Source organism: Micromonospora sp. CPM1, from assembly GCF_023896895.1.
Taxonomy (GTDB): domain Bacteria; phylum Actinomycetota; class Actinomycetes; order Mycobacteriales; family Micromonosporaceae; genus Micromonospora; species Micromonospora tulbaghiae.
The window spans coordinates 13252-33528 of sequence record NZ_JAMHIU010000031.1; the positions used below are offsets into that span (position 1 = coordinate 13252).

Sequence of the window (20277 nt, forward strand, 5' to 3'; positions counted from 1 at the left end):
GCGGAGAGGACACCTCCGCCCTCCCCCGGTGCCGAGGCATGGTTCCGGCCAGCCCAGTCCCAGCCCGCAGAAACCCCGGAGCCGCCAGAGATCTTGGACGATTTCGGCCCCTCTGGGGGCCGTTTCGTACCAAGATCTCCGGCCGGCGACGACTCGATCGAGCGGGCGGATGGCGACCGCAGTGGGGCGCCGTCGGTCGGGGCCTCGGCGGCTCCCCTCGGTGCACCGCTGCCGACCATGCGCACCGTCCACGACGAACCGTCAGCCGTGGTGCAGGCTCCGGAAGCGGTGGCGGAGACGCCGGGATCGAACGCCGGTCCGGCACGAGCGTCCACCGGAGACTCGGCCGCGCCCCTCGCCGACACCGCGCCATCCCCGGCAGCCGCGCCATCCCCCGCCACCCCGCCGGGCGGTGCCGCCCTGCCGCTCCCGGCCGCCCCGTCGACCGGCGACGCCGACCTGCAAGCCGACTCCACTCAGCTACTCGACGGCGGCATCACAAGCAGCACGTCGGCCATGTCGAGAGTGGACGTCACAAGTGGCGCGGCCGTGTCGAACACCGGCACCGCGAGCGGTACGTCGGCCGTGTCGAACACCGGCACCGCCCCCGCCGCCGACTCGAACACACCCGCGCCCACCAGCTCCAGCGAACCGGCAAGCACCTCCGACACACCGCCGACCCCGGCACCGGCAACTGCACCGGCACCGGCACCGGCACCGGCACCGGCACCGGCACCCGCAACAGCACCAGCACCCCCGCCCGCATCGGCACCCGCAGCCGCATCGGCATCGGCATCGATCGTCACCGCATCCGCCGCGGGCGCATCGGCCGAGGCCGCAACGACCACCGGCTCACCGCCCGCATCCGTGGACACGCCGATCATCCCGGCGGCCGAGCGGCCGACCGCAGAGGCCGGCACCCCCACAACCGAAACCGACAGGTCGGCCGCTGATCCCGAGCCGCACATCGCGGTGGCGGCGGCATCCGGCCTGCCCGGCCCCGGTCCGCAGCGCACTCCGAACGATGTCGCCTCCTCCGGCACCGCCGATGTCCGCCAGGACGGCGCGGCACCGCAGACCACCGCCGACGAGACGGCGCGGGCGACCACTGCCGCGGACACGGCCGAGGAACCGACGGCGACCGACGGCAACGCCGATGCCGACCGCACCGGTTCCACACCGCCCGCTCCCCCGCGGCCCGGCACGACGGCCGATGCCGCGCGAGCCGAGACGACGGCCGACGCCGAGCAGGCCGACACCATGCCCGCGCAGCCTTCGCCCACCGCGGAGGGGATCGCCGTCCCCGGCAGCACACCCGACGCGCACGTCGGCACCCCGACCGGCACCGAGGGCAGCAGCACCGAACCGGCCGAACATCAGCACGCCGGCACCGACCACGGCGACACCGCCGACGACGGACCAGGACACGCCGGCACCAGCCACAACGACACCCTCGACGACGCGCCAGGGCACGCCGACCACAACCGACACGCGCACCAGGGACAGGCGCAGGCCGACACCGACGGCGGCGTACCGAACGCGGCCGGCGCCGACGACACGCAGGAACCGCGTACCCCGGAGGAAGCCGGAACCGACGACGACGCGGAACCTGCGGCGGACGCCGCGCCGCCGCCTCCGGTGGACCCGGAGCAGGCGCTCGCCGCGGTCGGCTGGGAGCTGGATCCGCGCACGCTGCGCGAGCAGGCCCCGGACCCGGCGCAGTTGCGGGTGATCCGGGACGGGCTGACCGCCAAGCTGGACACCACACTCGACAACCGCAGCCGGGCCCGGCTGCTCAGCCTGCGCGCGGTGGCGTCCCGGATCCTCGGTGACCTGGACGACGCGCTCGGGGACGCGCGGCTGGCCGTCACGTACGCGGAGGCCACTGGCGAGTTCCGGCGGACCGCGCTGGCCCGCGCGCGTCTCGCGGAGGCGCTGCGGTGGCGGGGTGACCACGCGGAGGCGGACCGGCTCTTCGCGGAGGCGAACTCGCCGGAGCTGCCGGACCGGCTGCGCGCGCTGCTGCACGAGCACGCCGGGCGGTGCTGCTACGACCAGGGCCGGCTGACCGAGGCGTGCCTGCACTTCGAGCGGGCGCTGGACCTGCGTCACGGCGAGGACGCTCAGCTCAACGCGCGGGTCGAGGTCGCGCTGGACGCGGTCGCGGAGCGGGCCGCCGCGGACGGGTTCGGTCCGCCGCCGCGCCGGCCCGAGGAGGTGCTCGGCACCCCGCGTCCGCCGGTGGCGACGTTCGACGAGGAGCAGCAGCTCTGGGGGTACGCGGACGCCGACGGCGAGATGGTCATCGCGCACCGGTACGCCGAGGCGCAGCCGTTCCACGAGGGACTGGCCTGGGTGCGCCGGCCGGAGGCGTCCCGTTGGGCGCTCATCGACACGTCGGGCGCGGCGCTGATCGAGGCGAACAACGGCTACCGGTCGGTGGTGGCCTTCTCGGAAGGGCTGTCCTGGGTGTCGATGGACGGCAAGGGCCGGTGGATGGCCGTCGACCGGATGAACATCGTGAAGATCCCGCCCGGGTACGAGGAGGCCCGGCCGTTCCGCAACGGCCTGGCGGCGGTACGGCAGAACGGCGGCTGGGGCGCGGTGGACCTCACCGGCGAGGTGGTGGTGCCGACCCGCTACCACCGTCTCGGCACGCCGCTCGCCGACGGGCGGGAGGTCGACGGGTTCACCGCCGACGGCCTGGCGGTGGTGGAGCTGGCCGGCCGCCGGGGCGTGGTGGACCGGGCCGGGCGGGTGGTGGTGACACCGGCGTACCCGACGGTGGTGGTGCATCCGGTGGCGTTCCTGGTCGCCACCGAGTCGGGCCGGTGGGGCGCGCTGGACCGGCGCGGCGAGCCGCTGATCGACCCGGTGCACCCGGGCCGCGCGGCGGTGGTCGCGGAGATCGACCGGCTGCTCGCCGACGCCAGCCCGGTGCTCTGACCCGCGCCCGGCACGTCGTCCGGACCGCCCGCGACCGGCCGCGCCGTCCACGCCGCCGGGCGGGGAGCGCCGGACGGCGTCGGGGACCGGGCGGGTCTAGGGTCGGGAGCATGGAATTCCGTCACCTGGGCCGCTCCGGCCTGATGGTCAGCGAGATCTCGTACGGCAACTGGATCACCCACGGCTCGCAGGTCGAGGAGGACGCGGCGGTCGCGTGCGTCCGCGCCGCCCTCGACAGCGGCATCACCACGTTCGACACCGCCGACGTGTACGCGGGCACCCGCGCCGAGTCGGTGCTCGGCCGCGCGCTCAAGGGCGAGCGTCGCGAAGGGCTGGAGATCTTCACCAAGGTCTACTGGCCGACCGGTCCGGGCCGCAACGACCGGGGTCTGTCCCGCAAGCACATCATGGAGTCGATCGACGGCTCGCTGCGCCGCCTCCAGACCGACCACGTGGACCTCTACCAGGCCCACCGCTACGACTACAGCACGCCGCTGGAGGAGACGATGGAGGCCTTCGCCGACGTCGTGCGCTCCGGCAAGGCGCACTACATCGGCGTCTCCGAGTGGAAGGCGTCCCAGCTGCGCGAGGCGCACGCGCTCGCCCGCGAGCTGCGCATCCCGCTGATCTCGAACCAGCCGCAGTACTCGATGCTGTGGCGGGTCATCGAGACCGAGGTGATCCCCACCAGCGAGGAGCTGGGCATCGGCCAGATCGTCTGGTCGCCGATGGCCCAGGGTGTGCTGTCCGGCAAGTACCTGCCGGGCCAGCCGCCGCCCGCCGGCTCCCGCGCCACGGACGAGAAGTCCGGCGCCGGGTTCATCGCGCGGTTCATGACCGACGACGTGCTCACCCGCGTGCAGCGGCTCAAGCCGCTGGCCGAGCAGGCCGGGCTGACCATGGCGCAGCTCGCCGTCGCCTGGGTGCTGCAGAACCCGAACGTCTCCTCGGCGATCGTCGGCGCGTCCCGGCCGGACCAGGTGCACGACAACGTGAAGGCGGCGGGCGTGAAGCTCGACGCCGACCTGCTCAAGGCGATCGACGAGATCGTCGAGCCGGTCACCGAGCGGGACCCGGCGAAGACCGAGAGCCCGGCTCAGCGCCCGTGACGTCGCCTCGTTCCCGGGCCGGCTCGCACCGGCCCGGGAACGACCGGGTGGCTACTCCCAGAAGCGGATCAGGGCGTAGCCGATCTGGTACAGCTCGCGCGGCAGGCCGAGCGCGTCGCCGACGGCGAAGACCGCGCCGAAGAACGCCCGGTTGATCTGCGGGCTCCACAGCAGCGCGAACAGCAGGATGAAGCCGTACGGGGCGAACAGGTCGTACATCCGCCGGTAGGCGGGGCTGAGCCAGGGCTGGAGCATGTTGCCGCCGTCCAGGCCCGGCACCGGCAGCAGGTTGAGCACGCTGGCGGTGAGCTGGAGGAACGCGAGCAGCCCGACGCCGGCCCAGAACTCCAGCGGCCCGCCCAGCTCCGGCCCCCACGCCACGGCTGCCACCAGCACCAGCGTGAACAGCACGTTCGTGGCCGGCCCGGCGAGGCTGACGAGCGTGTGCCGCAGCCGGCCGGGGATGGCGTGCCGGTCCACCCAGACCGCGCCGCCGGGCAGGCCGATGCCGCCGAGCAGCACCACGACCACCGGCAGCACGATCGACAGCAGCGGGCTGGTGTACTTCAGCGGGTTGAGCGTGAGGTAGCCCCGGTGCGCGATGTCCCGGTCACCGGACCGGTACGCGACCACGGCGTGTGCGTACTCGTGCAGGCACAGCGAGACCAGCCAGCCGGAGACGACGAAGAGGAACACGTCGAAGCCGACGTTGCCGTACCGGTTCCAGGTCATCGCCCCGGAGGCGACGAAGAGCGCGACCAGGGCCAGGAAGATCGGGCTCGGCCGGAACGCCGCCCGGGGCACGCCGAGGATCAGCGGTTCGCCCGGGCGGTCGTAACTGGTCATTCGGCCGGGGGTTGCAGGCTCATCCGGTAGTCCACCCGGTCGTCCTCGACCAGCACGACTGTGGTGACGCCGGATGCCGCGAGCTCCCGCCAGGTCTGGCCGATCCACGACTCGGCGTCCGCCTGGCTCGTGAACGATTCGGCGGGTCCGTCGACCGCGTCGCCGTTCGTGCCCTCGTACCGCCAGCTCCACGCCATGCCGCGTCTCCCCTCGCCGCCGTCGTCCCGTGGGACGCCAAACCTCCGCAAGCCTAGTCGGCCCCGCCGACGACGGCCCGTCACCACATGGATCATGCCCACCCGCACCGCCGGCCCGCACCCGCGATCTTGCGGTTGCCGCCCCGGCAGAGCGGTCATTCCCGGCATCCGGAGGGCCGCAACCGCAAGATCGGCGCGGCGACGGGACGGGGAGAGGACGAGGAGGGGCGAGCTGCCCGGAACGCGGGCGGGCGAACTAAGGTACGGGCATGTCCGTTGACGGGTGGCACACCCTCCTGGTGCTCGGCGGTATCCGCTCCGGCAAGTCCGAGTTCGCCGAGTCACTGGTCGCCGACGCGCCCACGGTCCGGTACGTGGCCACCGCCCCGGCCGGCGACCCGGAGGACACCGAGTGGGCGACCCGCCTCGCGGCGCACCGGGCCCGGCGGCCGGGGAGCTGGACCACCGAGGAGACCGCGGCGAACCCGGGCCGGCTGGTCGAGGTCATCGCCGCCGCCGGCCCGAACGAGACGCTGCTCGTGGACGACCTGGGCGGCTGGGTGACGGTGCTGCTCGACCCGGCCCACCAGCCGGCCGACGACACCGCGACGATCGCCGAGCTGGCCGCGGCGGTGCGCTCCAGCACGGCCCGGCTGGTGCTGGTCAGCCCCGAGGTGGGCCTGTCCCTGGTGCCCACCACGCCGCTGGGCCGGGCGTTCACCGACGCGCTCGGCGCGACCAACCGCGCGGTCGCCGACGCCTGCGACGCGGTCGCGCTCGTGGTGGCCGGTCAGACCGCGTGGCTCAAGCCGACCACTCCGGCCCCCGCGCACGCCGTGCCGCCGGCCGCCACGTCGCCCGAGGCCGCACCGAGCCGAGCCGCGACGCCCCAGACCGCCGCGCACCAGGCCGCACCGGCCCAGGCCGTGCCGGCCGACCTCGGCGCCGGGGACGTGACGCTGCCCGAGGTGCTCACGCCGGCCGCCGCCCCGGTGCCCGCCCGGGCCGCGTCCGACGAGCCCGGTACGGGCGACTGGGCCGCACCCACGATGGCGCTGCCGATGATCGCCACCGGTCTGGTGATCCAGCCGGGCATGGAACTGCCGATGCCCGACGACTACACCGGGCCGCAGGCCGTCGACCGGCTCGCCACCCTCGACATCCCCGGCGCCGGTCTCGGCGTGCTGGAGCAGGTGGTCGGCTTCGCCGCCGCCACCCAGGGCACCGCGACGCCGCGTCCGTGGGACGCGGTGCGCGTACTGCTGATCCAGGGCGACCACGAGGGCGGCGCGTCGGCCGGCGCCACGCCCGGCGAGTCGTCCCGCCGCGCCCGGCAGGCCCGCGCCGGCCGGGGTGCGCTGGCCCGGCTGGCCGCCGAGAACCGGGCCGGCCTCCAGATCGTCGAGGCGCCCGCCTCGGCACCGATGGAGGAGCGCCCGGCCCTGTCCGCCGACGAGGTCGAGGCGGCGCTGCGCTACGGCTGGCGGCTCGCCGAGCAGGCCGCCGACGCGGGGGTGCAGCTGCTGGTGCTCGCCGCGTGCGGTGCGGGTGCCGAGGCGGCCGCCGCCGCGGTGCTCGCGGCCACCGCGGGCGCGGAACCGCCGACGGTGCTCGGCCGGGTGGTCACCGAGCAGGGCGAGATCGACGACGCCGCCTGGATGGTCCGCTGCGCGGCGGTGCGGGACGCGCTGCACCGCACCCGGCGCTCCGCCCGAGAGGCCAAGGACGTCCTGGCCGAGCTGGGCGGCGGCGACATCGCGCTGGCCACCGGCGTCCTGCTGGGCGCCACCGCCCGCAAGGTGCCGGTGCTGCTGGACGGGCCGGTCGGCACCGCCGCCGCCATGGTCAGCCGCGACCTGGCCGGCCAGGCCCGGCACTGGTGCCTGCTGCCCGACCACGGCGGCCGTCCGGGCGTACGGCTCGCCGCCGACGTGCTCGGCCTGACCCCGCTGGTGGACCTGCGGCTCGACCTGGGCGAGGGGGCGACCGCGCTGGCCGCGCTGCCGCTGCTGCGCTCCGCGCTGACGCTCGCCGCCACGCTGCCGGTGCACCCGTCGCTTGGCGGCCCCGACGACGAGGGCGACACCGGCGAGCGCACCGGCACCGGCGACCGCATCGGCGACGACGGCGGCGACGACGGCCGGGCCGAGGACGAACCGGACTTCGCCGAGCCGGAGCCGGCCGGTCCGGGACCGACCACCGTCGGGGCCGACGAGCCGGTCTTCCCCGGCCGACGTGCCGACTGAGGCGCGGCTCGCCGACGGCATCCGGCTGGCGCTCACCACGTTCACCACCCTCCCGGTACGCGCCGGCCGGGTCGACCGGGCCGCCGCCGGCACCGCGATGGCGCTCGCCCCGCTGGTCGGGGCGCTGCTCGGCGCCGTACTCGGCGGGGTGCTGCTGCTCACCGGCGCGCTCGCGCCACCGTTGGTCGCCGCGGTGGTCACCGTGGGGCTGGGCGCGCTGCTCACCCGGGGCCTGCACCTGGACGGGCTGGCCGACACCGTGGACGCGCTCGGCTCCTACCGGCGTGGTCCGGCCGCGCTGGAGATCATGAAGCAGCCGGACGTCGGCCCGTTCGGGGTGGTCGCGCTCGTGGTCGTACTCCTGCTCCAGAGCGCGGTGCTCGCGGAGCTGGCCGGCCGGGACGCCCTCGCCGCGTTCGCCGCGGTGGTCGCGGCCACCGCGGCCGGGCGGCTCGCCGTCGGCCTGGCCTGCCGGCGCGGCGTGCCGGCGGCCCGGCCGGAGGGCCTGGGCGCGCTCGTCGCCGGCACGGTCGGGTGGGGCGCGCTGGCGCTCGGCGCGGTCGCCGTCGCGCTGGCGGCCGTGCCCGCGGTGGCGGACCGTCCGTGGCAGGGGCCGCTCGCCGTGCTGGGCGCGCTCGCCGTCGCGGCCGGGCTGCTCCGGCACCTGGTACGCCGCTTCGGCGGCATCACCGGCGACGTGCTCGGAGCGCTCGTGGAGGTCGTCACCACGCTGTCCTACCTGGGACTGGTGCTGACCGGCTGAGCGTCACCGGTCCGGGCGGGTAGCGTTCGGGGCGAGTGCACCGGCGCGGTCGAGGGGGACGGCATGCTCATCACGGACGACTTCCTGCCGGTACCGGTGCCCGAGTCGCTCGACGCGACGTACCTGGTACCGATCACCGGGCTGCCCAAGGTGAGCCCGAAGACCGCCGTGGAAGGGCTGGCCGGGCGGCTCGCCGAGCCGGTGCACGGGCTGGCCCGGCAGATGCTCGACAGCCCGCTGATGACGGTGGACACCCGTACCGTCGACGAGTTCCCCGAGCTGCCGCCGGACCTGCTCACCGCGTTCGGCGCCACCGAGGAGCAACTGGCCCGGCTGGCCGCCGCCACCCACCTGGTGGTGGTGCAGGCCGAATACCGGCCGGGCTGGCCGCCCGCGCACGAGTGGGCCGCCCGCGCGGTGGCCGCGGCGGTCGCCGAGACGGTCGGCGGGGACGTGGTGGACGTCTTCGGGCTCCAGTTCCTCGACCCGGCGGCGGCGCTGCGCTCGCTGCCGGACGAGCAGGGCCGGATCCGGCTCGTCGACTGGGTGCTGGTGCCCTACTCCTCGGACTCCGACGGGCTCTGGTTCACCACGAAGGGGCTGCGCCGGTTCGGGCTGCTGGAGTTGCAGGCCCAGGGCGTGCCGGACCACCTGACCCGGGCGTGGGGCGCGGTGATGACCGGCGCGGCCCGGCGGCTGCTGCGGGACTGGACCGACGGGCTGGCCGGCGAGGAGGTGCCGGCGTTCGTGCAGCTTCCGGTGCTGGCCACGGTGACCGGGCACGACATCGCCGTGGCGTACGGCAATCCGGAGCAGCACGGCGCGACCGCGCCGGTGCTGCTGCGGCTGGAACTGGACCCGGCCACCGACCCGGACGCCGACTCGTTCCTGAGCCTGAACCCGCCGCCCGGGCACCCGGGTCCGCCCGGCCGCTACTTCGCCGCCGCCTGCGCGACGCTGTTCAACGGCATCCAGCCGGACGTCCGCTACACCCGCACCGGTGACGCGATGAGCCGCGCGGTGGAGACCGCCCGCGCCGCGCTGGGCGACATCCGGGCCCGTTTCCTGGCCGGGCGGCTGCCCGAGGAGAGCCAGCTCGTGGTCAAGTACGGCCTGCCCGGCGACGACGGCCCCGAGTACGTCTGGGCCGGGGTGACCTCGTGGGACACCCCGGAGCGGATCGTCGGCGCCAGCGCCAGCGACGCCAACACCGACCCGAGCGTGCGGATCGGCTCGCCGGTGGTGGTGGAGGCGTCGGACGTCGTCGACTGGGCGGTGCTGGACGGCACCGGCGTGCTGGAGGGCGGCTGGACGCAGGCGGTGCTCGACGCCGGGGAGCGCGGCGAGCACTGACCCGCGCGGCTCAGCGCACCGAGGGCTTGACGAACGGCGGCCTGGTCAGGCGCATCCGGGCGCGGCGGCCACGGATGTCCACCTCCAGCTCCTCGCCGTCGGGCAGCTTCGGGTCGGTGTCGACAAGCGCCAGCGCGACGCCCTGCTTGAGCGTCGGGCTGAACGTGCCGCTGGTGACGGTGCCGACCTGCCGGTCGCCCGCGTACACGGCCATGCCGGGGCGCGGGATGGCCCGGTCGACGGCGGTGAGGCCGCGCAGCGTACGGGCCGGGCCGGCGGCCTTCTCGGCGCGCAGCGCGTCGCGACCCCAGAACGCCGCCTTGTCCCAGCCCACCGCCCAGCCGGAGCGGCCCTGCACCGGGGTGATCTCCGGGGACAGGTCCTGCCCGTGCAGCGGGTAGCCCATCTCGGTGCGCAGCGTGTCCCGGGCGGCCAGGCCGCAGGCGCGTACGTCGTCGGCCGCGGCGAAGATCGCGTCCCAGACGGCGACCGCGTGCTCGGACGCCACGACCAGCTCGTAGCCCAGCTCGCCGGTGTAGCCGGTGCGGCACACCGTCAGCTCCACCCCGTCGAGCGTGGCGGTGGAGAAGCTCATGTAGTCGTGGCCGGTGGGCAGGCCGAGCGCGCCCAGCAGCTCCGCCGAGCGCGGACCCTGGACCGCGAGCACCGCGTACGCCTCGTGCTCGTCGGTGACGGTGACGCCCTCGGGCGCGGCGGCGCGCAGGCGGCGGGCGACCTCGGCGGTGTTGGCCGCGTTGGGCACCAGGAAGACGTGGTCGTCGGCGTGCAGGTAGGCGATGATGTCGTCCACCACGCCGCCGGTGGCGTCGTCGCAGCAGAGCGTGTACTGCGCCTGGCCGGGGGAGATCCGGCCGAGGTCGTTGGTGAGGCAGGCGTTGACGAAGTCCGCCGCGCCCGGCCCGGTGACCCGGATCTTGCCCAGGTGCGAGACGTCGAACACGCCGACGCCCTCGCGGACGGCCGTGTGCTCCTTGAGCACGCCGCCACCGGCGTACTCCAGCGGCATCTGCCAGCCCCCGAAGGGGGCGAACTTCGCGCCGAGCGCGGTGTGCCGCTCGTGCAGCGGGGATCGGCGCAGCCGGGTCTCGGCAGCGTCGGAGGTCACCTCGGTCATGGGTGGCAACTTACCGGCCCGGCCCGCTGTGGTTAGCATCGGCGGGATCCCGTCGGCACGCATCGGCGGGACAGCCACGCCTCCCGGCGGGTAGGTTGCCGCCGGAGACACCTTCATCGCCGGTACGCGACGACGCGGCCGGCCCGGCCCGCCCGGAGTAGCTTTCGTGACATCGCCCCGCACCACCCTCAGCCTGGTCGACACCGACCCCGCCGAACTCGCCGTCGACGCGATCGTGATCGGCGTGCACAGCCAGACCACCGAGCCGGGCAGCGGCGCACCCGCCCACGCCCTGCTGCTGGCGACCGGCGGGGAGAGCATCGCCGCCGCGTTCGACGGAAAGCTGACCGAGACGCTGGCCCTGCTCGGCGCGACCGGTGGCCCGGGCGAGGTGATCAAGCTGGCCACGCTGGGCACGGTGACCGCGCCGCTGGTCGTGGCCGTCGGCCTCGGCCCGGAGCCCTCGGGCGCCGCTCCGGCCCCGGAGTCGCTGCGGCGGGCCGCCGGTGCCGCGGTGCGGGCGCTGGCCGGCGCCCCGCGCGTCGCCCTGGCCCTGCCGCTGCCCGACGACGCCGACGCCCCGGCCGCGCTGCGCGCGGTCGCCGAGGGCGCGCTGCTGGGCGGCTACCGGTTCGCCGGCTACAAGACCAAGCCGCAGCCGGCCCGGCGCGAGCCGGTGGCCGAGGTGCTGGTGGCGGTGCCGGACGCGGCCGACGCGACCGCCCGGGCCGAGATCGCGCGGGCGCAGGCGGTGGCCGGTGCGGTGCGGACCAGCCGGGACTGGGTCAACACGGCGCCGAACGAGCTGCGTCCCCCGGCGTTCGCCGACGTCGTCTCCGCCGCCGCCCGCGAGGCGGGCCTGGAGGTCGAGGTGCTGGACGAGGCTGCGCTGGCGGCCGGTGGTTACGGCGGCATCCTCGCCGTCGGCCAGGGCTCCGAGGCCCCGCCGCGGCTGGTGAAGCTCACCTACACGCCGGACGGTGGCGGCAACGGCAAGCGGGTCGCGCTGGTCGGCAAGGGCATCACGTTCGACACCGGCGGCATCTCGATCAAGCCCGCGCAGGGCATGTGGGAGATGAAGTCGGACATGGCCGGCGCGGCGGCGGTCGGCGCGGCCATGCTGGCGGTCGCGGCGCTCAAGCCGTCGGTGACCGTGACCGGCTACCTGCCGATGGCGGAGAACATGCCGTCGGGCACCAGCTACCGCCCGGGCGACGTGATCAGCATGTTCAACGGCAAGAAGGTGGAGGTGCTCAACACCGACGCCGAGGGCCGGATGGTGCTGGCCGACGCGATGGCGCGGGCCTGCGCGGACGGCGCGGACTACCTGTTCGAGACCTCCACGCTGACCGGCGGGCAGGTGATCGCGCTGGGCAAGCGGATCGCCGGTGTGATGGGCACCCCGGAGCTGTGCGAGCGGGTGCGGGTGGCCGGTGACGCGACCGGTGAGCCGGCGTGGCCGATGCCGCTGCCGGACGACGTCCGCAAGGGCATGGAGTCGGAGGTCGCGGACATCTCGCAGGTCAACGCCGGGATGGACCGGGCCGGGCACATGCTCCAGGGCGGGGTGTTCCTGCGCGAGTTCGTCACCGACGACGTGGCGTGGGCGCACATCGACATCGCCGGTCCGGGCTACCACTCGGGCGAGGCGACCGGCTACTGGACCAAGGGCGGCACCGGCGTGCCGGTGCGTACGCTCGTGCACCTGGTCGAGGACGTCGCCGCCAACGGCTGACCGACGCGTGCGGCAAGGGGCTCCCGGCGTTGCCGGGGGCCCCTTTCGCGTGACCTCAGTACAGCTCCGGGCGGCGCTTGCGGCGCTCGTTGTAGTCGCGCATCCGCTGCGGGTAGCCCATCAGCCGCACGTCGTAGATCGGGATGGCGATCCGGTGCGCCCAGCGGCGGGCCTCGTCCGGCCCGCCGACGCGCCGCCGGGTCCACTCGCCGTCGTCCGCGATCAGCATGATCGTGGTCTCGGTGACTGTCGTGCGCGGTTCGATGTACGCCTCGACGCCCTTCCGGGTCCGGACGAAGTTCTCCAGATGGTCCAGATCGGCACGGTCGGCGGCGCGGTCGCGGCTCGCCGGGGCCGCCCGCTTGCGTCGTCGGAACAGCCCCACCGAATCCACTCCTCCCCCACCGCCGTCATCGAGAACGGTGCCAAGGGTACGTGTCACCGACGTGTCGTTGGGCACCTCGGTACGCGCCCGGTCCGTGGTGGTGACAAGATGACCGAGGTGGGGTGTGCCTGTTACTCCGCCGTAACCCCCGATGCAGTGACGCGACCTGGGAGTTGGATGTGAGCGAGCCGAACGACACGACCTTCGACATCGTCATCCTCGGAGGTGGTAGCGGCGGCTACGCGGCGGCGCTGCGTGCCGCCCAGCTGGACCTCTCCGTCGCGCTCATCGAGAAGGGCAAGCTGGGCGGGACCTGCCTGCACAACGGGTGCATCCCGACCAAGGCGCTGCTGCACGCCGCCGAGATCGCCGACCAGACCCGTGAGTCCGAGCAGTTCGGCGTGAAGGCCGAGCTGGTCGGCATCGACATCACGGCGGTCAACTCGTACAAGGACGGCGTGGTCTCGCGCCTGTACAAGGGCCTCCAGGGCCTGGTGGGCAGCAGCAAGAAGATCACCTTCGTGGCGGGCGCCGGCAAGCTGGTCGGCAAGAACGTCGTCGAGGTGGACGGCAAGCGCTACACCGGCCGCAACGTCGTGCTGGCCTCCGGGTCGTACGCCAAGAGCCTGCCCGGCCTGGACATCGACGGCGAGCGGATCATCACCAGCGACCACGCGCTGACGCTGGACCGGATCCCGTCGTCGGCGATCGTGCTCGGCGGCGGCGTGATCGGCGTCGAGTTCGCCAGCGTCTGGAAGTCCTTCGGCGTGGACGTGACCATCGTCGAGGCACTGCCCCGCCTGGTCGCCGCCGAGGACGAGGAGTCGTCGAAGGCGCTGGAGCGGGCGTTCCGCAAGCGGAAGATCAACTTCAAGGTCGGCAAGCCGTTCGAGAAGGTCGAGAAGACCGACAAGGGCGTGAAGCTGACCATTCAGGGCGGCGACACGGTCGAGGCCGAACTGCTGCTGGTCGCCGTGGGCCGCGGCCCGAACACCGCCGGCCTCGGCTACGAGGAGCAGGGCGTCAAGATGGACCGCGGCTACGTGCTGACCGACGAGCGGCTGCGCACCAGCGTGCCGAACGTCTACGCCGTCGGCGACATCGTGCCCGGCCTCCAGCTCGCGCACCGCGGCTTCCAGCAGGGCATCTTCGTCGCCGAGGAGATCGCCGGGAAGACCCCGGCCGTGATCGACGAGGCCGGCATCCCGCGCGTCACCTACTGCGACCCGGAGCTGGCGTCGGTCGGCCTGACCGAGGCGAAGGCCAAGGAGCAGTACGGCGCCGACAAGATCAAGACCTACAACTACAACCTGGGCGGCAACGGCAAGAGCCAGATCCTCAAGACGGCCGGCCACGTGAAGCTGGTCCGGGTGGACGACGGCCCGGTGGTCGGCGTGCACATGGTCGGCGCCCGGGTCGGTGAGCTGATCGGCGAGGCGCAGCTCATCTACAACTGGGAGGCGTACCCGGCCGAGGTGGCGCAGCTCGTGCACGCCCACCCGACGCAGAACGAGGCTCTGGGCGAGGCGCACCTGGCCCTGGCCGGCAAGCCGCTGCACGCGCACGCCTGACACGACAACCGCGGCGTCCGGCGACGGGCGATGATCCCACCAGGGGAATGAAGGAGTCTGGAGAACATGCCGGTATCGGTCACCATGCCCCGGCTCGGCGAGAGCGTCACCGAGGGCACCGTCACGCGCTGGCTCAAGCAGGAGGGTGACACCGTCGAGGTCGACGAGCCCCTGCTCGAGGTGTCGACCGACAAGGTCGACACCGAGATCCCGTCCCCCGCGGCGGGCGTGCTGAGCCGGATCGTGGTCGGCGAGGACGAGACCGCCGAGGTCGGCAGCGAGCTGGCGGTCATCGCCGGCGAGGGCGAGGACGCGGGCGCGGCTCCCACCGAGGAGGCCGAGCCGGCCACCGAGCCGACGGCCGCCGCCGAGGGCACCGGCCCCGAGCCGGAGCAGCAGGCCGAGCAGGCCGCCGCCGAGCCGGGTGCCGAGGCCGAGCAGCCGGCCGTCGAGGAGCCGGCCCAGCCCGCCGCGTCGTCGGGCGAGGGCACGCCGGTGACCATGCCGGCCCTGGGCGAGAGCGTCACCGAGGGCACCGTCACCCGCTGGCTCAAGCAGGTCGGCGAGACCGTCGAGGTGGACGAGCCGCTGCTGGAGGTCTCCACCGACAAGGTCGACACCGAGATCCCGTCGCCGGTCGCCGGCACGCTGCAGGAGATCAAGGTCGCCGAGGACGAGACCGCCGACGTCGGCGCCGTGCTGGCGATCGTCGGGGTGGCCGGCGCCGCGCCCGCGAAGGCGGAGCCGAAGCCCGAGCCCAAGCCGGAGCCCAAGGCCGAGGCGAAGCCCGAGCCCAAGTCCGAGCCCAAGCCGGAGCCGAAGGTCGAGGAGCCCACGCCGGGCGCGTCCTACAACGAGCCGGCCGCCGAGGCGGAGCAGGCCGCGCAGCCGGCCAAGGCCGAGGCGGCGGCCCAGCCGTCCGCGCCGGCCGCCACGCAGCGCCCGAGCGTCCCGGCCGAGTACGGCGAGGACGCCGCCGGGTACGTGACGCCGCTGGTGCGCAAGCTCGCCGCCGAGCACGGCGTGGACCTGGGCTCGATCAAGGGCACCGGCGTGGGTGGCCGCATCCGCAAGCAGGACGTGCTGGAGGCGGCCGAGAAGGCGAAGGCTGCCAAGCCGGAGCCGGCCGCCGCCGCGCCGGCCGCCAAGGCCGAGGCCCCGGCCAAGCCGGCCGCCAAGCCGGAGCCGAGCGCCAAGCGGGGCACCACGGAGAAGCTGCCGCGGATCCGCGCCACCATCGCCAAGCGGATGCAGCAGTCGCTGCACGAGACGGCGCAGCTGACCACCGTCGTCGAGGTCGACGTCACCAAGGTCGCCAGGCTGCGCGCGCGGGCCAAGGACTCGTTCCAGGCCAAGCACGGCGTGAAGCTGTCCTTCCTGCCGTTCTTCGCGCTGGCCGCGATCGAGGCGCTCCAGACGTACCCGATCATCCAGGCCAGCATGGACCTGGACGGCGGGACGATCACCTACCCGGCCGCGGAGCACCTGGGCATCGCGGTGGACACCGAGCGCGGGCTGCTCGTGCCGGTCATCCACAACGCCGGTGACCTCAACATGGGCGGCATCGCGAAGCGGATCGCCGACCTGGCCGAGCGCACCCGGGCCAACAAGATCACCCCGGACGAGATGGCCGGGGCGACGTTCACGCTCACCAACACCGGCAGCCGGGGCGCGCTGTTCGACACCCCGATCGTGCCGTCGCCGCAGTCGGCGATGCTCGGCACGGGTGCCGTGGTGAAGCGCCCGGTCGTGGTCAACGACCCGGAGCTGGGCGAGGTCGTCGCGATCCGGTCGATGGTCTACCTGGCCATGTCGTACGACCACCGGCTGATCGACGGCGCCGACGCGGCCCGCTTCCTCACCGCGGTGAAGGAGCGGCTGGAGGGCGGCAACTTCGAGGCCGAACTGGGTCTGTAGATCCGAGACGGTAAGGGGCGCGCGGCGACATGCCGCGCGCCCCCTTCGTCGTTTCCGCGGGTCAGCCGCGCAGGTGCTCCTCGGAGACGGTCCAGAGCTGCTCGGCGGCCTCCGGATCCCGGGCGTACGCGGCCCACCCGGTACGCGTGCCCGGCTGGTTCGGCCCGGCCTCCTGGCAGTCCTCGAAGTACCGGCCGCCGACGCCGTCGAGCAGCGGCGAGGTGGCGACCAGCACCGAGGTCGCCGCGCCCTGCTCCGGGGTCTTGAACGCGGCCGCGTTGCCGCTGCGCATCCGCGCCAGCTCCTCCTCGCTGATGTAGCGCTGGAGGTTGGTCCGGATCGCGCCCGGCATCAGCGCGTTGGTGTAGATGCCGTCGTCCGCCCAGCGGCGGGTCGCCTCCACCGCGAACAGCACGTTCGCGGTCTTGGACTGCCCGTACGCCAGCCACGGGTCGTACGGCCGCTGCCGGAAGTGGATGTCGGAGAACACCACCGGTGAGCGCAGGTGGGCCGCGGAGCTGACCGAGACGATCCGCGCGCCGTCGGCCGCGGCGAGCGCCGGGCGCAGCCCGGTGGCGAGCGCGAAGTGGCCGAGGTGGTTGGTCGCGAACTGCATCTCCCAGCCCTGCTCGGTGCGCATCTCGGGCGAGGCCATGATCCCGGCGTTGTCGACGAGCATGTGCAACGGTCCGTCCCAGGTGCGGACGAACGCGGCCACCGAGGCGAGGTCGGCGAGGTCGAGCGGGGCGACCAGGATCCGGTCGTTGCCGGTGGTGCCGGTGATGTCGTCGGCGGCGCGCTGCCCGGCCTCGGTGTTGCGGACGGCGAGTGTGACGTCCGCTCCGGCGGCGGCGAGCGCGCGGGCGGTCTCCACGCCGATGCCGGAGGCGCCGCCGGTGACGACGGCCCGGCGGCCGGTCAGGTCCAGGTCGCGGACGACCTCCTGGGCTGTGGTCTCGGCGGAGAACGGGGTGGTGACTGGTGTCGGGGTTGTCATGGTCCATCCTTGTCGACGGCGACGCGGACCGATGTCCGCCCGCTACGATGAGAAGCGGAGGATCCTCCGTTACTCCGCCAGCATAACCGGAGGGGGCTCCGGTTACCACGGTGCCGGGCCGGCGACCCGGCCGAGGGAGGAGGGCCCGTGCCCGACCGACCGCTGCGCGCGGACGCGCTGCGCAACCGGCAGCGGCTGCTGGACGCCGCGGTCCACGCGTTTTCCCAGGACGGCCCGGAGGTAACGCTGGACCGGGTCGCCAAGGAGGCCGGCGTCGGTATCGGCACGCTCTACCGCCACTTCCCCAGCCGGGAGGCGCTGATCGAGGCGGCGTACCGCAACGAGCTGGAGAAGCTCTGCGACGCCGCACCGGCGCTGCTCGCCGCCCAGCCCGCCGACGCGGCGCTGCGCGCGTGGATGGACCGGTTCGTCGACTACCTCGCCACCAAGCGGGGCATGGCCGACGCGCTGCGCCTGGTCATCGCCTCCGGCGCCAACCCGTACGCGCAGAGCCGCGACCGGCTGCTCGCGGCGCTCGGCGAACTGCTCGCGGCCGGTGCGGCGGCCGGTGTCCTGCGCGCCGACGTGGCCGCCGCCGACGTGCTCGCCAGCCTCAGCGGGGTCTCCCTGGTGGCGGGCGAGCCGGACCAGCGCGCCCAGGCCGGACGCCTGCTCGACCTGCTGATGGACGGCCTGCGCCACCGGCCGGGCTGACCGAATCGGCCACCCGGCCCGACCTGCGCTGACAGACTCGGCCGGTGGGCTCGTACGGGTGGCGGGGACGCCTGGGACCGGCGGTGCCGGTGGCCCCCGGTGCCCGGGTCGACCGGTTCGAGATCTTCTTCGACCTGGTCTTCGTATTCTCGTTCTTCATCATCACCCGGGCCACCGCGCTCCAGGTGACCGGCGGGGCGCTGCTGCACGCGCTGCTGGTCCTCGCCGTGCTCTGGTGGTCGTGGGTGGTGCACAGCGTGGTGGCCACCCGGGTACGCCTCGGCGAGGGCTTCGTCCCGGTGCTCATGACAGTCGGCATGGCCGCGCTGTTCACGTTCGCGCTGTCCCTGCCGCACGCGTTCCGCGACCCGCGCGGCAACGAGGCCGGGCCGATGGTCGCGGCGCTCAGCTACACCGTCCTGCGGTTGATCCACCTGCTGCTGTACCGGCACGCGGTCCGGGACAGCCCGAACGAGCGTCGGCAACTCCTCCGGTTCGGCCCGGAACTGATCGGCAGCACCGCGCTGCTGCTGGTCGCCGCGCTGCTGCCACCGAGAATCGACGACCTGTTCTCCGCGGCGGTGCTCCGGGACGTGCTGTGGGGCGGGGTCATCCTGCTCCAGTACGGCAGCGGCATGATCGCCGGCACCTGGGGCTGGGGCGTCTCGTCCGCCGAACACTGGACCGAGCGGTACGACCTCATCCTGATCATCGCGCTGGGCGAGTCGGTCATCTCCGTCGGCGTCGGCAGCAACCTGCTCGGCCAGCCGCCCACCTGGCCGGCCGTGGCGGCGGCGGTGCTCGGCATCTTCTTCACCGCCGCGCTCTGGTGGGCGCACTACGACATGGTCGGGCCGGCCGCCCGGATCGCGTTGCACGCCGCGCAGGACGGCCCCCGGGTGGCGATGGCCCGGGACGCGTACGCGTACCTGTTCCTGCCGATGATCGCGGGCATCATCCTGTTCGCGCTCGGCGCCGAGACGATCGTGCACGGGATCGCCGACCCGAACGTGCCGCCGAGCGAACCGGCGCACGGCCCGGGCGTGCCGCTGCTGTTCGGCGGCGTGATCTGCTACCTCTGCGGCAACATGTTGTTCCAGCTCCGAACCCTGCGCACGGTGAGCTGGACCCGGGTCGGCACGGTGCTGCTGCTGGGCGTGACCATCCCGGTCGCGGAGCGGGTGCCGGGGCTGGCCGCGCTGGGCATGCTGACCGCGATCACCGTGGGTATGGTGGCCGTCGAGGTGATCGTCTTCGCCGAGGGCCGGCAGGCACTGCGCAAGCTGGTCTTCGAGGAGCGCACCAGCCACGAGGCGCACGAGGCGGCCTGGCGGGCCCGTTGGCACGAGCAACCCGAGGACCGCGACGAGAACGGGTGAACCACCTGCCCGCCGCCCTCGTGATACCTGTCGGTCCCGCACCGGGGCCGCAGACGAGGGATACGGGGATCGCATGACCATCGACACCGTCCACGCCGGCGCGGCCGGCACCTGGCAGCTCGGCGACCTGACCGTCAACCGGATGGGTCTGGGCGCCATGCGGCTGACCGCGAACGCCGACGGCAGCCCGAGCGACCGGGACCGGGCCGTCGCCGTGCTGCGCCGCGCCGTCGAGCTGGGCGTCAACCACATCGACACGGCCGCGTTCTACTTCTCGCCGCTGCGCTCGGCCAACGAGCTGATCAACCGGGCACTGTCGCCGTACTCCGACGATCTGGTCATCGTGACCAAGGTCGGGCCCGGCAAGGACCCGTCCGGGCAGTGGCTGCCGGCGGCCCGCCCGGACCAGTTGCGCGGGCAGGTGGAGGAGAACCTGCGCCAGCTCGGCCGCGACCACCTGGACGTGGTGAACCTGCGGGTGCACGGCCCGGAGCCGCTGTCCGAGCACTTCGGCGCGCTGGCCGAGCTGCGCGACGCCGGGCTGATCCGGCACCTGGGCGTCTCCGCGGTACGCCCGCACCAGGTCGCCGAGGCCCGCGCCATCGCCCCGGTGGTGTGCGTGCAGAACTCGTACGGCCTGGGCTACCGCCGTACCCACGACGAGCTGATCCGGGACTGCGCGGCGCACGGCACCGCGTTCGTGCCGTTCTTCTCCATCGTCACCAGCGGCCGGGAGGCCGGCGCCACCGGCGAGGAGCACCCGGAGGTGCACGCGGTGGCCCGGGAGCACGGTGTGACGGCGGCCCAGGTCCGGCTCGCCTGGACGCTGGCCCGGGGCCCGAACGTGCTGGCCATCCCCGGCACCGGCAACCCGGCGCACCTGGAGCAGAACATCGCCGCCGCCGCGCTGCGCCTCTCCCCCGCCGACCTGGCCCGCCTCGACGCGGTGTGAGGTTCGGCCGTCGGCAGAATCGGCGCGTACGG

The 20277-nt window shown here is 74.2% G+C and carries 17 protein-coding genes; 11 read left to right on the plus strand and 6 right to left on the minus strand.

What is annotated here, in order from left to right; all coding sequences use genetic code 11:
* Window positions 1–476: 476 nt before the first annotated feature.
* Window positions 477–1178: a hypothetical protein gene (locus tag M8C11_RS27115; protein ID WP_252454182.1), complete on the minus strand. Its 702-nt coding sequence runs from the start codon at window positions 1176–1178 to the stop codon at window positions 477–479.
* An 82-nt stretch (window positions 1179–1260) separates the two neighbouring features.
* Here M8C11_RS27115 and M8C11_RS27120 point away from each other — a divergent pair, with 82 nt between their 5' ends.
* Entirely contained in the window at window positions 1261–2946 is a 1686-nt protein-coding gene (locus M8C11_RS27120) for a WG repeat-containing protein (RefSeq protein WP_252454184.1), read from the plus strand.
* A gap of 110 nt (window positions 2947–3056) precedes the next feature.
* Window positions 3057–4055 (plus strand): aldo/keto reductase family protein, encoded by a 999-nt coding sequence (locus tag M8C11_RS27125; RefSeq protein ID WP_252454186.1) that lies wholly within the window; start codon window positions 3057–3059, stop codon window positions 4053–4055.
* Between the two features lie 51 nt (window positions 4056–4106).
* On the opposite strand, the gene M8C11_RS27130 is transcribed toward M8C11_RS27125, so the two are convergent.
* Both M8C11_RS27130 and M8C11_RS27135 read right to left on the minus strand, forming a co-directional pair.
* Window positions 4107–4901, minus strand: coding sequence for a site-2 protease family protein (locus tag M8C11_RS27130; RefSeq protein ID WP_252454187.1), 795 nt, complete (start codon window positions 4899–4901; stop codon window positions 4107–4109).
* Window positions 4898–5098, minus strand: coding sequence for a hypothetical protein (locus tag M8C11_RS27135; protein ID WP_120568738.1), 201 nt, complete (start codon window positions 5096–5098; stop codon window positions 4898–4900). Before M8C11_RS27135 ends, M8C11_RS27130 begins: the two co-directional genes overlap by 4 nt.
* Window positions 5099–5367: 269 nt before the next feature.
* Here M8C11_RS27135 and M8C11_RS27140 point away from each other — a divergent pair, with 269 nt between their 5' ends.
* The 3 genes from M8C11_RS27140 to M8C11_RS27150 all read left to right on the plus strand — a co-directional run bounded on the left by M8C11_RS27140 (window position 5368) and on the right by M8C11_RS27150 (window position 9460).
* Complete coding sequence (locus M8C11_RS27140; RefSeq protein WP_252454189.1) at window positions 5368–7344, plus strand: bifunctional adenosylcobinamide kinase/adenosylcobinamide-phosphate guanylyltransferase; 1977 nt, start codon at window positions 5368–5370, stop codon at window positions 7342–7344.
* Window positions 7334–8107 carry an adenosylcobinamide-GDP ribazoletransferase gene (cobS, locus tag M8C11_RS27145; protein ID WP_252454191.1) on the plus strand — a complete coding sequence of 258 codons (774 nt, stop codon included), beginning with the start codon at window positions 7334–7336 and terminating at the stop codon, window positions 8105–8107. Before M8C11_RS27140 ends, cobS begins: the two co-directional genes overlap by 11 nt.
* A 63-nt stretch (window positions 8108–8170) precedes the next feature.
* Window positions 8171–9460, plus strand: coding sequence for a DUF2314 domain-containing protein (locus M8C11_RS27150; protein WP_252454193.1), 1290 nt, complete (start codon window positions 8171–8173; stop codon window positions 9458–9460).
* Window positions 9461–9470: 10 nt separating this feature from the next.
* Here the strand turns inward: M8C11_RS27150 and gcvT are convergent, their stop codons facing one another.
* On the minus strand, window positions 9471–10595 hold the full coding sequence (gene gcvT / locus M8C11_RS27155; RefSeq protein ID WP_252454195.1) for a glycine cleavage system aminomethyltransferase GcvT: 1125 nt from the start codon (window positions 10593–10595) through the stop codon (window positions 9471–9473).
* 166 nt (window positions 10596–10761) lie between these two features.
* Here gcvT and M8C11_RS27160 point away from each other — a divergent pair, with 166 nt between their 5' ends.
* Entirely contained in the window at window positions 10762–12330 is a 1569-nt protein-coding gene (locus tag M8C11_RS27160; RefSeq protein ID WP_252454197.1) for a leucyl aminopeptidase, read from the plus strand.
* A 55-nt stretch (window positions 12331–12385) separates the two neighbouring features.
* Here M8C11_RS27160 and M8C11_RS27165 read toward each other — a convergent pair whose 3' ends face one another.
* Entirely contained in the window at window positions 12386–12715 is a 330-nt protein-coding gene (locus tag M8C11_RS27165; protein WP_064448299.1) for a hypothetical protein, read from the minus strand.
* Window positions 12716–12894: 179 nt separating this feature from the next.
* On the opposite strand from M8C11_RS27165, the gene lpdA reads away from it, so the two are divergent.
* Together lpdA and sucB are read left to right on the plus strand one after the other, a co-directional pair.
* Window positions 12895–14286, plus strand: a complete 1392-nt coding sequence (gene lpdA / locus M8C11_RS27170) for a dihydrolipoyl dehydrogenase (RefSeq protein WP_121686037.1) — start codon at window positions 12895–12897, stop codon at window positions 14284–14286.
* Window positions 14287–14352: 66 nt separating this feature from the next.
* Window positions 14353–16203 (plus strand): 2-oxoglutarate dehydrogenase, E2 component, dihydrolipoamide succinyltransferase, encoded by a 1851-nt coding sequence (gene sucB / locus M8C11_RS27175; protein WP_252454199.1) that lies wholly within the window; start codon window positions 14353–14355, stop codon window positions 16201–16203.
* Between the two features lie 61 nt (window positions 16204–16264).
* On the opposite strand, the gene M8C11_RS27180 is transcribed toward sucB, so the two are convergent.
* Window positions 16265–17200, minus strand: coding sequence for an SDR family NAD(P)-dependent oxidoreductase (locus tag M8C11_RS27180; RefSeq protein WP_252454201.1), 936 nt, complete (start codon window positions 17198–17200; stop codon window positions 16265–16267).
* A gap of 147 nt (window positions 17201–17347) precedes the next feature.
* Here M8C11_RS27180 and M8C11_RS27185 point away from each other — a divergent pair, with 147 nt between their 5' ends.
* The 3 genes from M8C11_RS27185 (at window position 17348) to M8C11_RS27195 (ending at window position 20245) form a co-directional block, all read left to right on the plus strand.
* Window positions 17348–17914 carry a TetR/AcrR family transcriptional regulator gene (locus tag M8C11_RS27185; protein WP_252454203.1) on the plus strand — a complete coding sequence of 189 codons (567 nt, stop codon included), beginning with the start codon at window positions 17348–17350 and terminating at the stop codon, window positions 17912–17914.
* A gap of 44 nt (window positions 17915–17958) precedes the next feature.
* On the plus strand, window positions 17959–19293 hold the full coding sequence (locus M8C11_RS27190) for a low temperature requirement protein A (protein ID WP_135241373.1): 1335 nt from the start codon (window positions 17959–17961) through the stop codon (window positions 19291–19293).
* 73 nt (window positions 19294–19366) lie between these two features.
* The gene (locus M8C11_RS27195) at window positions 19367–20245 is read left to right on the plus strand and encodes an oxidoreductase (RefSeq protein ID WP_120568729.1); all 879 of its coding nucleotides are present in this window, start codon (window positions 19367–19369) and stop codon (window positions 20243–20245) included.
* Window positions 20246–20277: the final 32 nt, after the last annotated feature.

Coding starts and splice junctions, on each gene's coding strand:
- M8C11_RS27120 (WP_252454184.1), top strand. CDS start 1,261: ATGCCCGCGCAGCCTTCGCCCACCGCGGAGGGGATCGCCGTCCCCGGC.
- M8C11_RS27125 (WP_252454186.1), top strand. CDS start 3,057: ATGGAATTCCGTCACCTGGGCCGCTCCGGCCTGATGGTCAGCGAGATC.
- M8C11_RS27130 (WP_252454187.1), bottom strand. CDS start 4,901: ATGACCAGTTACGACCGCCCGGGCGAACCGCTGATCCTCGGCGTGCCC.
- M8C11_RS27135 (WP_120568738.1), bottom strand. CDS start 5,098: ATGGCGTGGAGCTGGCGGTACGAGGGCACGAACGGCGACGCGGTCGAC.
- M8C11_RS27140 (WP_252454189.1), top strand. CDS start 5,368: ATGTCCGTTGACGGGTGGCACACCCTCCTGGTGCTCGGCGGTATCCGC.
- M8C11_RS27150 (WP_252454193.1), top strand. CDS start 8,171: ATGCTCATCACGGACGACTTCCTGCCGGTACCGGTGCCCGAGTCGCTC.
- gcvT (WP_252454195.1), bottom strand. CDS start 10,595: ATGACCGAGGTGACCTCCGACGCTGCCGAGACCCGGCTGCGCCGATCC.
- sucB (WP_252454199.1), top strand. CDS start 14,353: ATGCCGGTATCGGTCACCATGCCCCGGCTCGGCGAGAGCGTCACCGAG.
- M8C11_RS27180 (WP_252454201.1), bottom strand. CDS start 17,200: ATGACAACCCCGACACCAGTCACCACCCCGTTCTCCGCCGAGACCACA.
- M8C11_RS27195 (WP_120568729.1), top strand. CDS start 19,367: ATGACCATCGACACCGTCCACGCCGGCGCGGCCGGCACCTGGCAGCTC.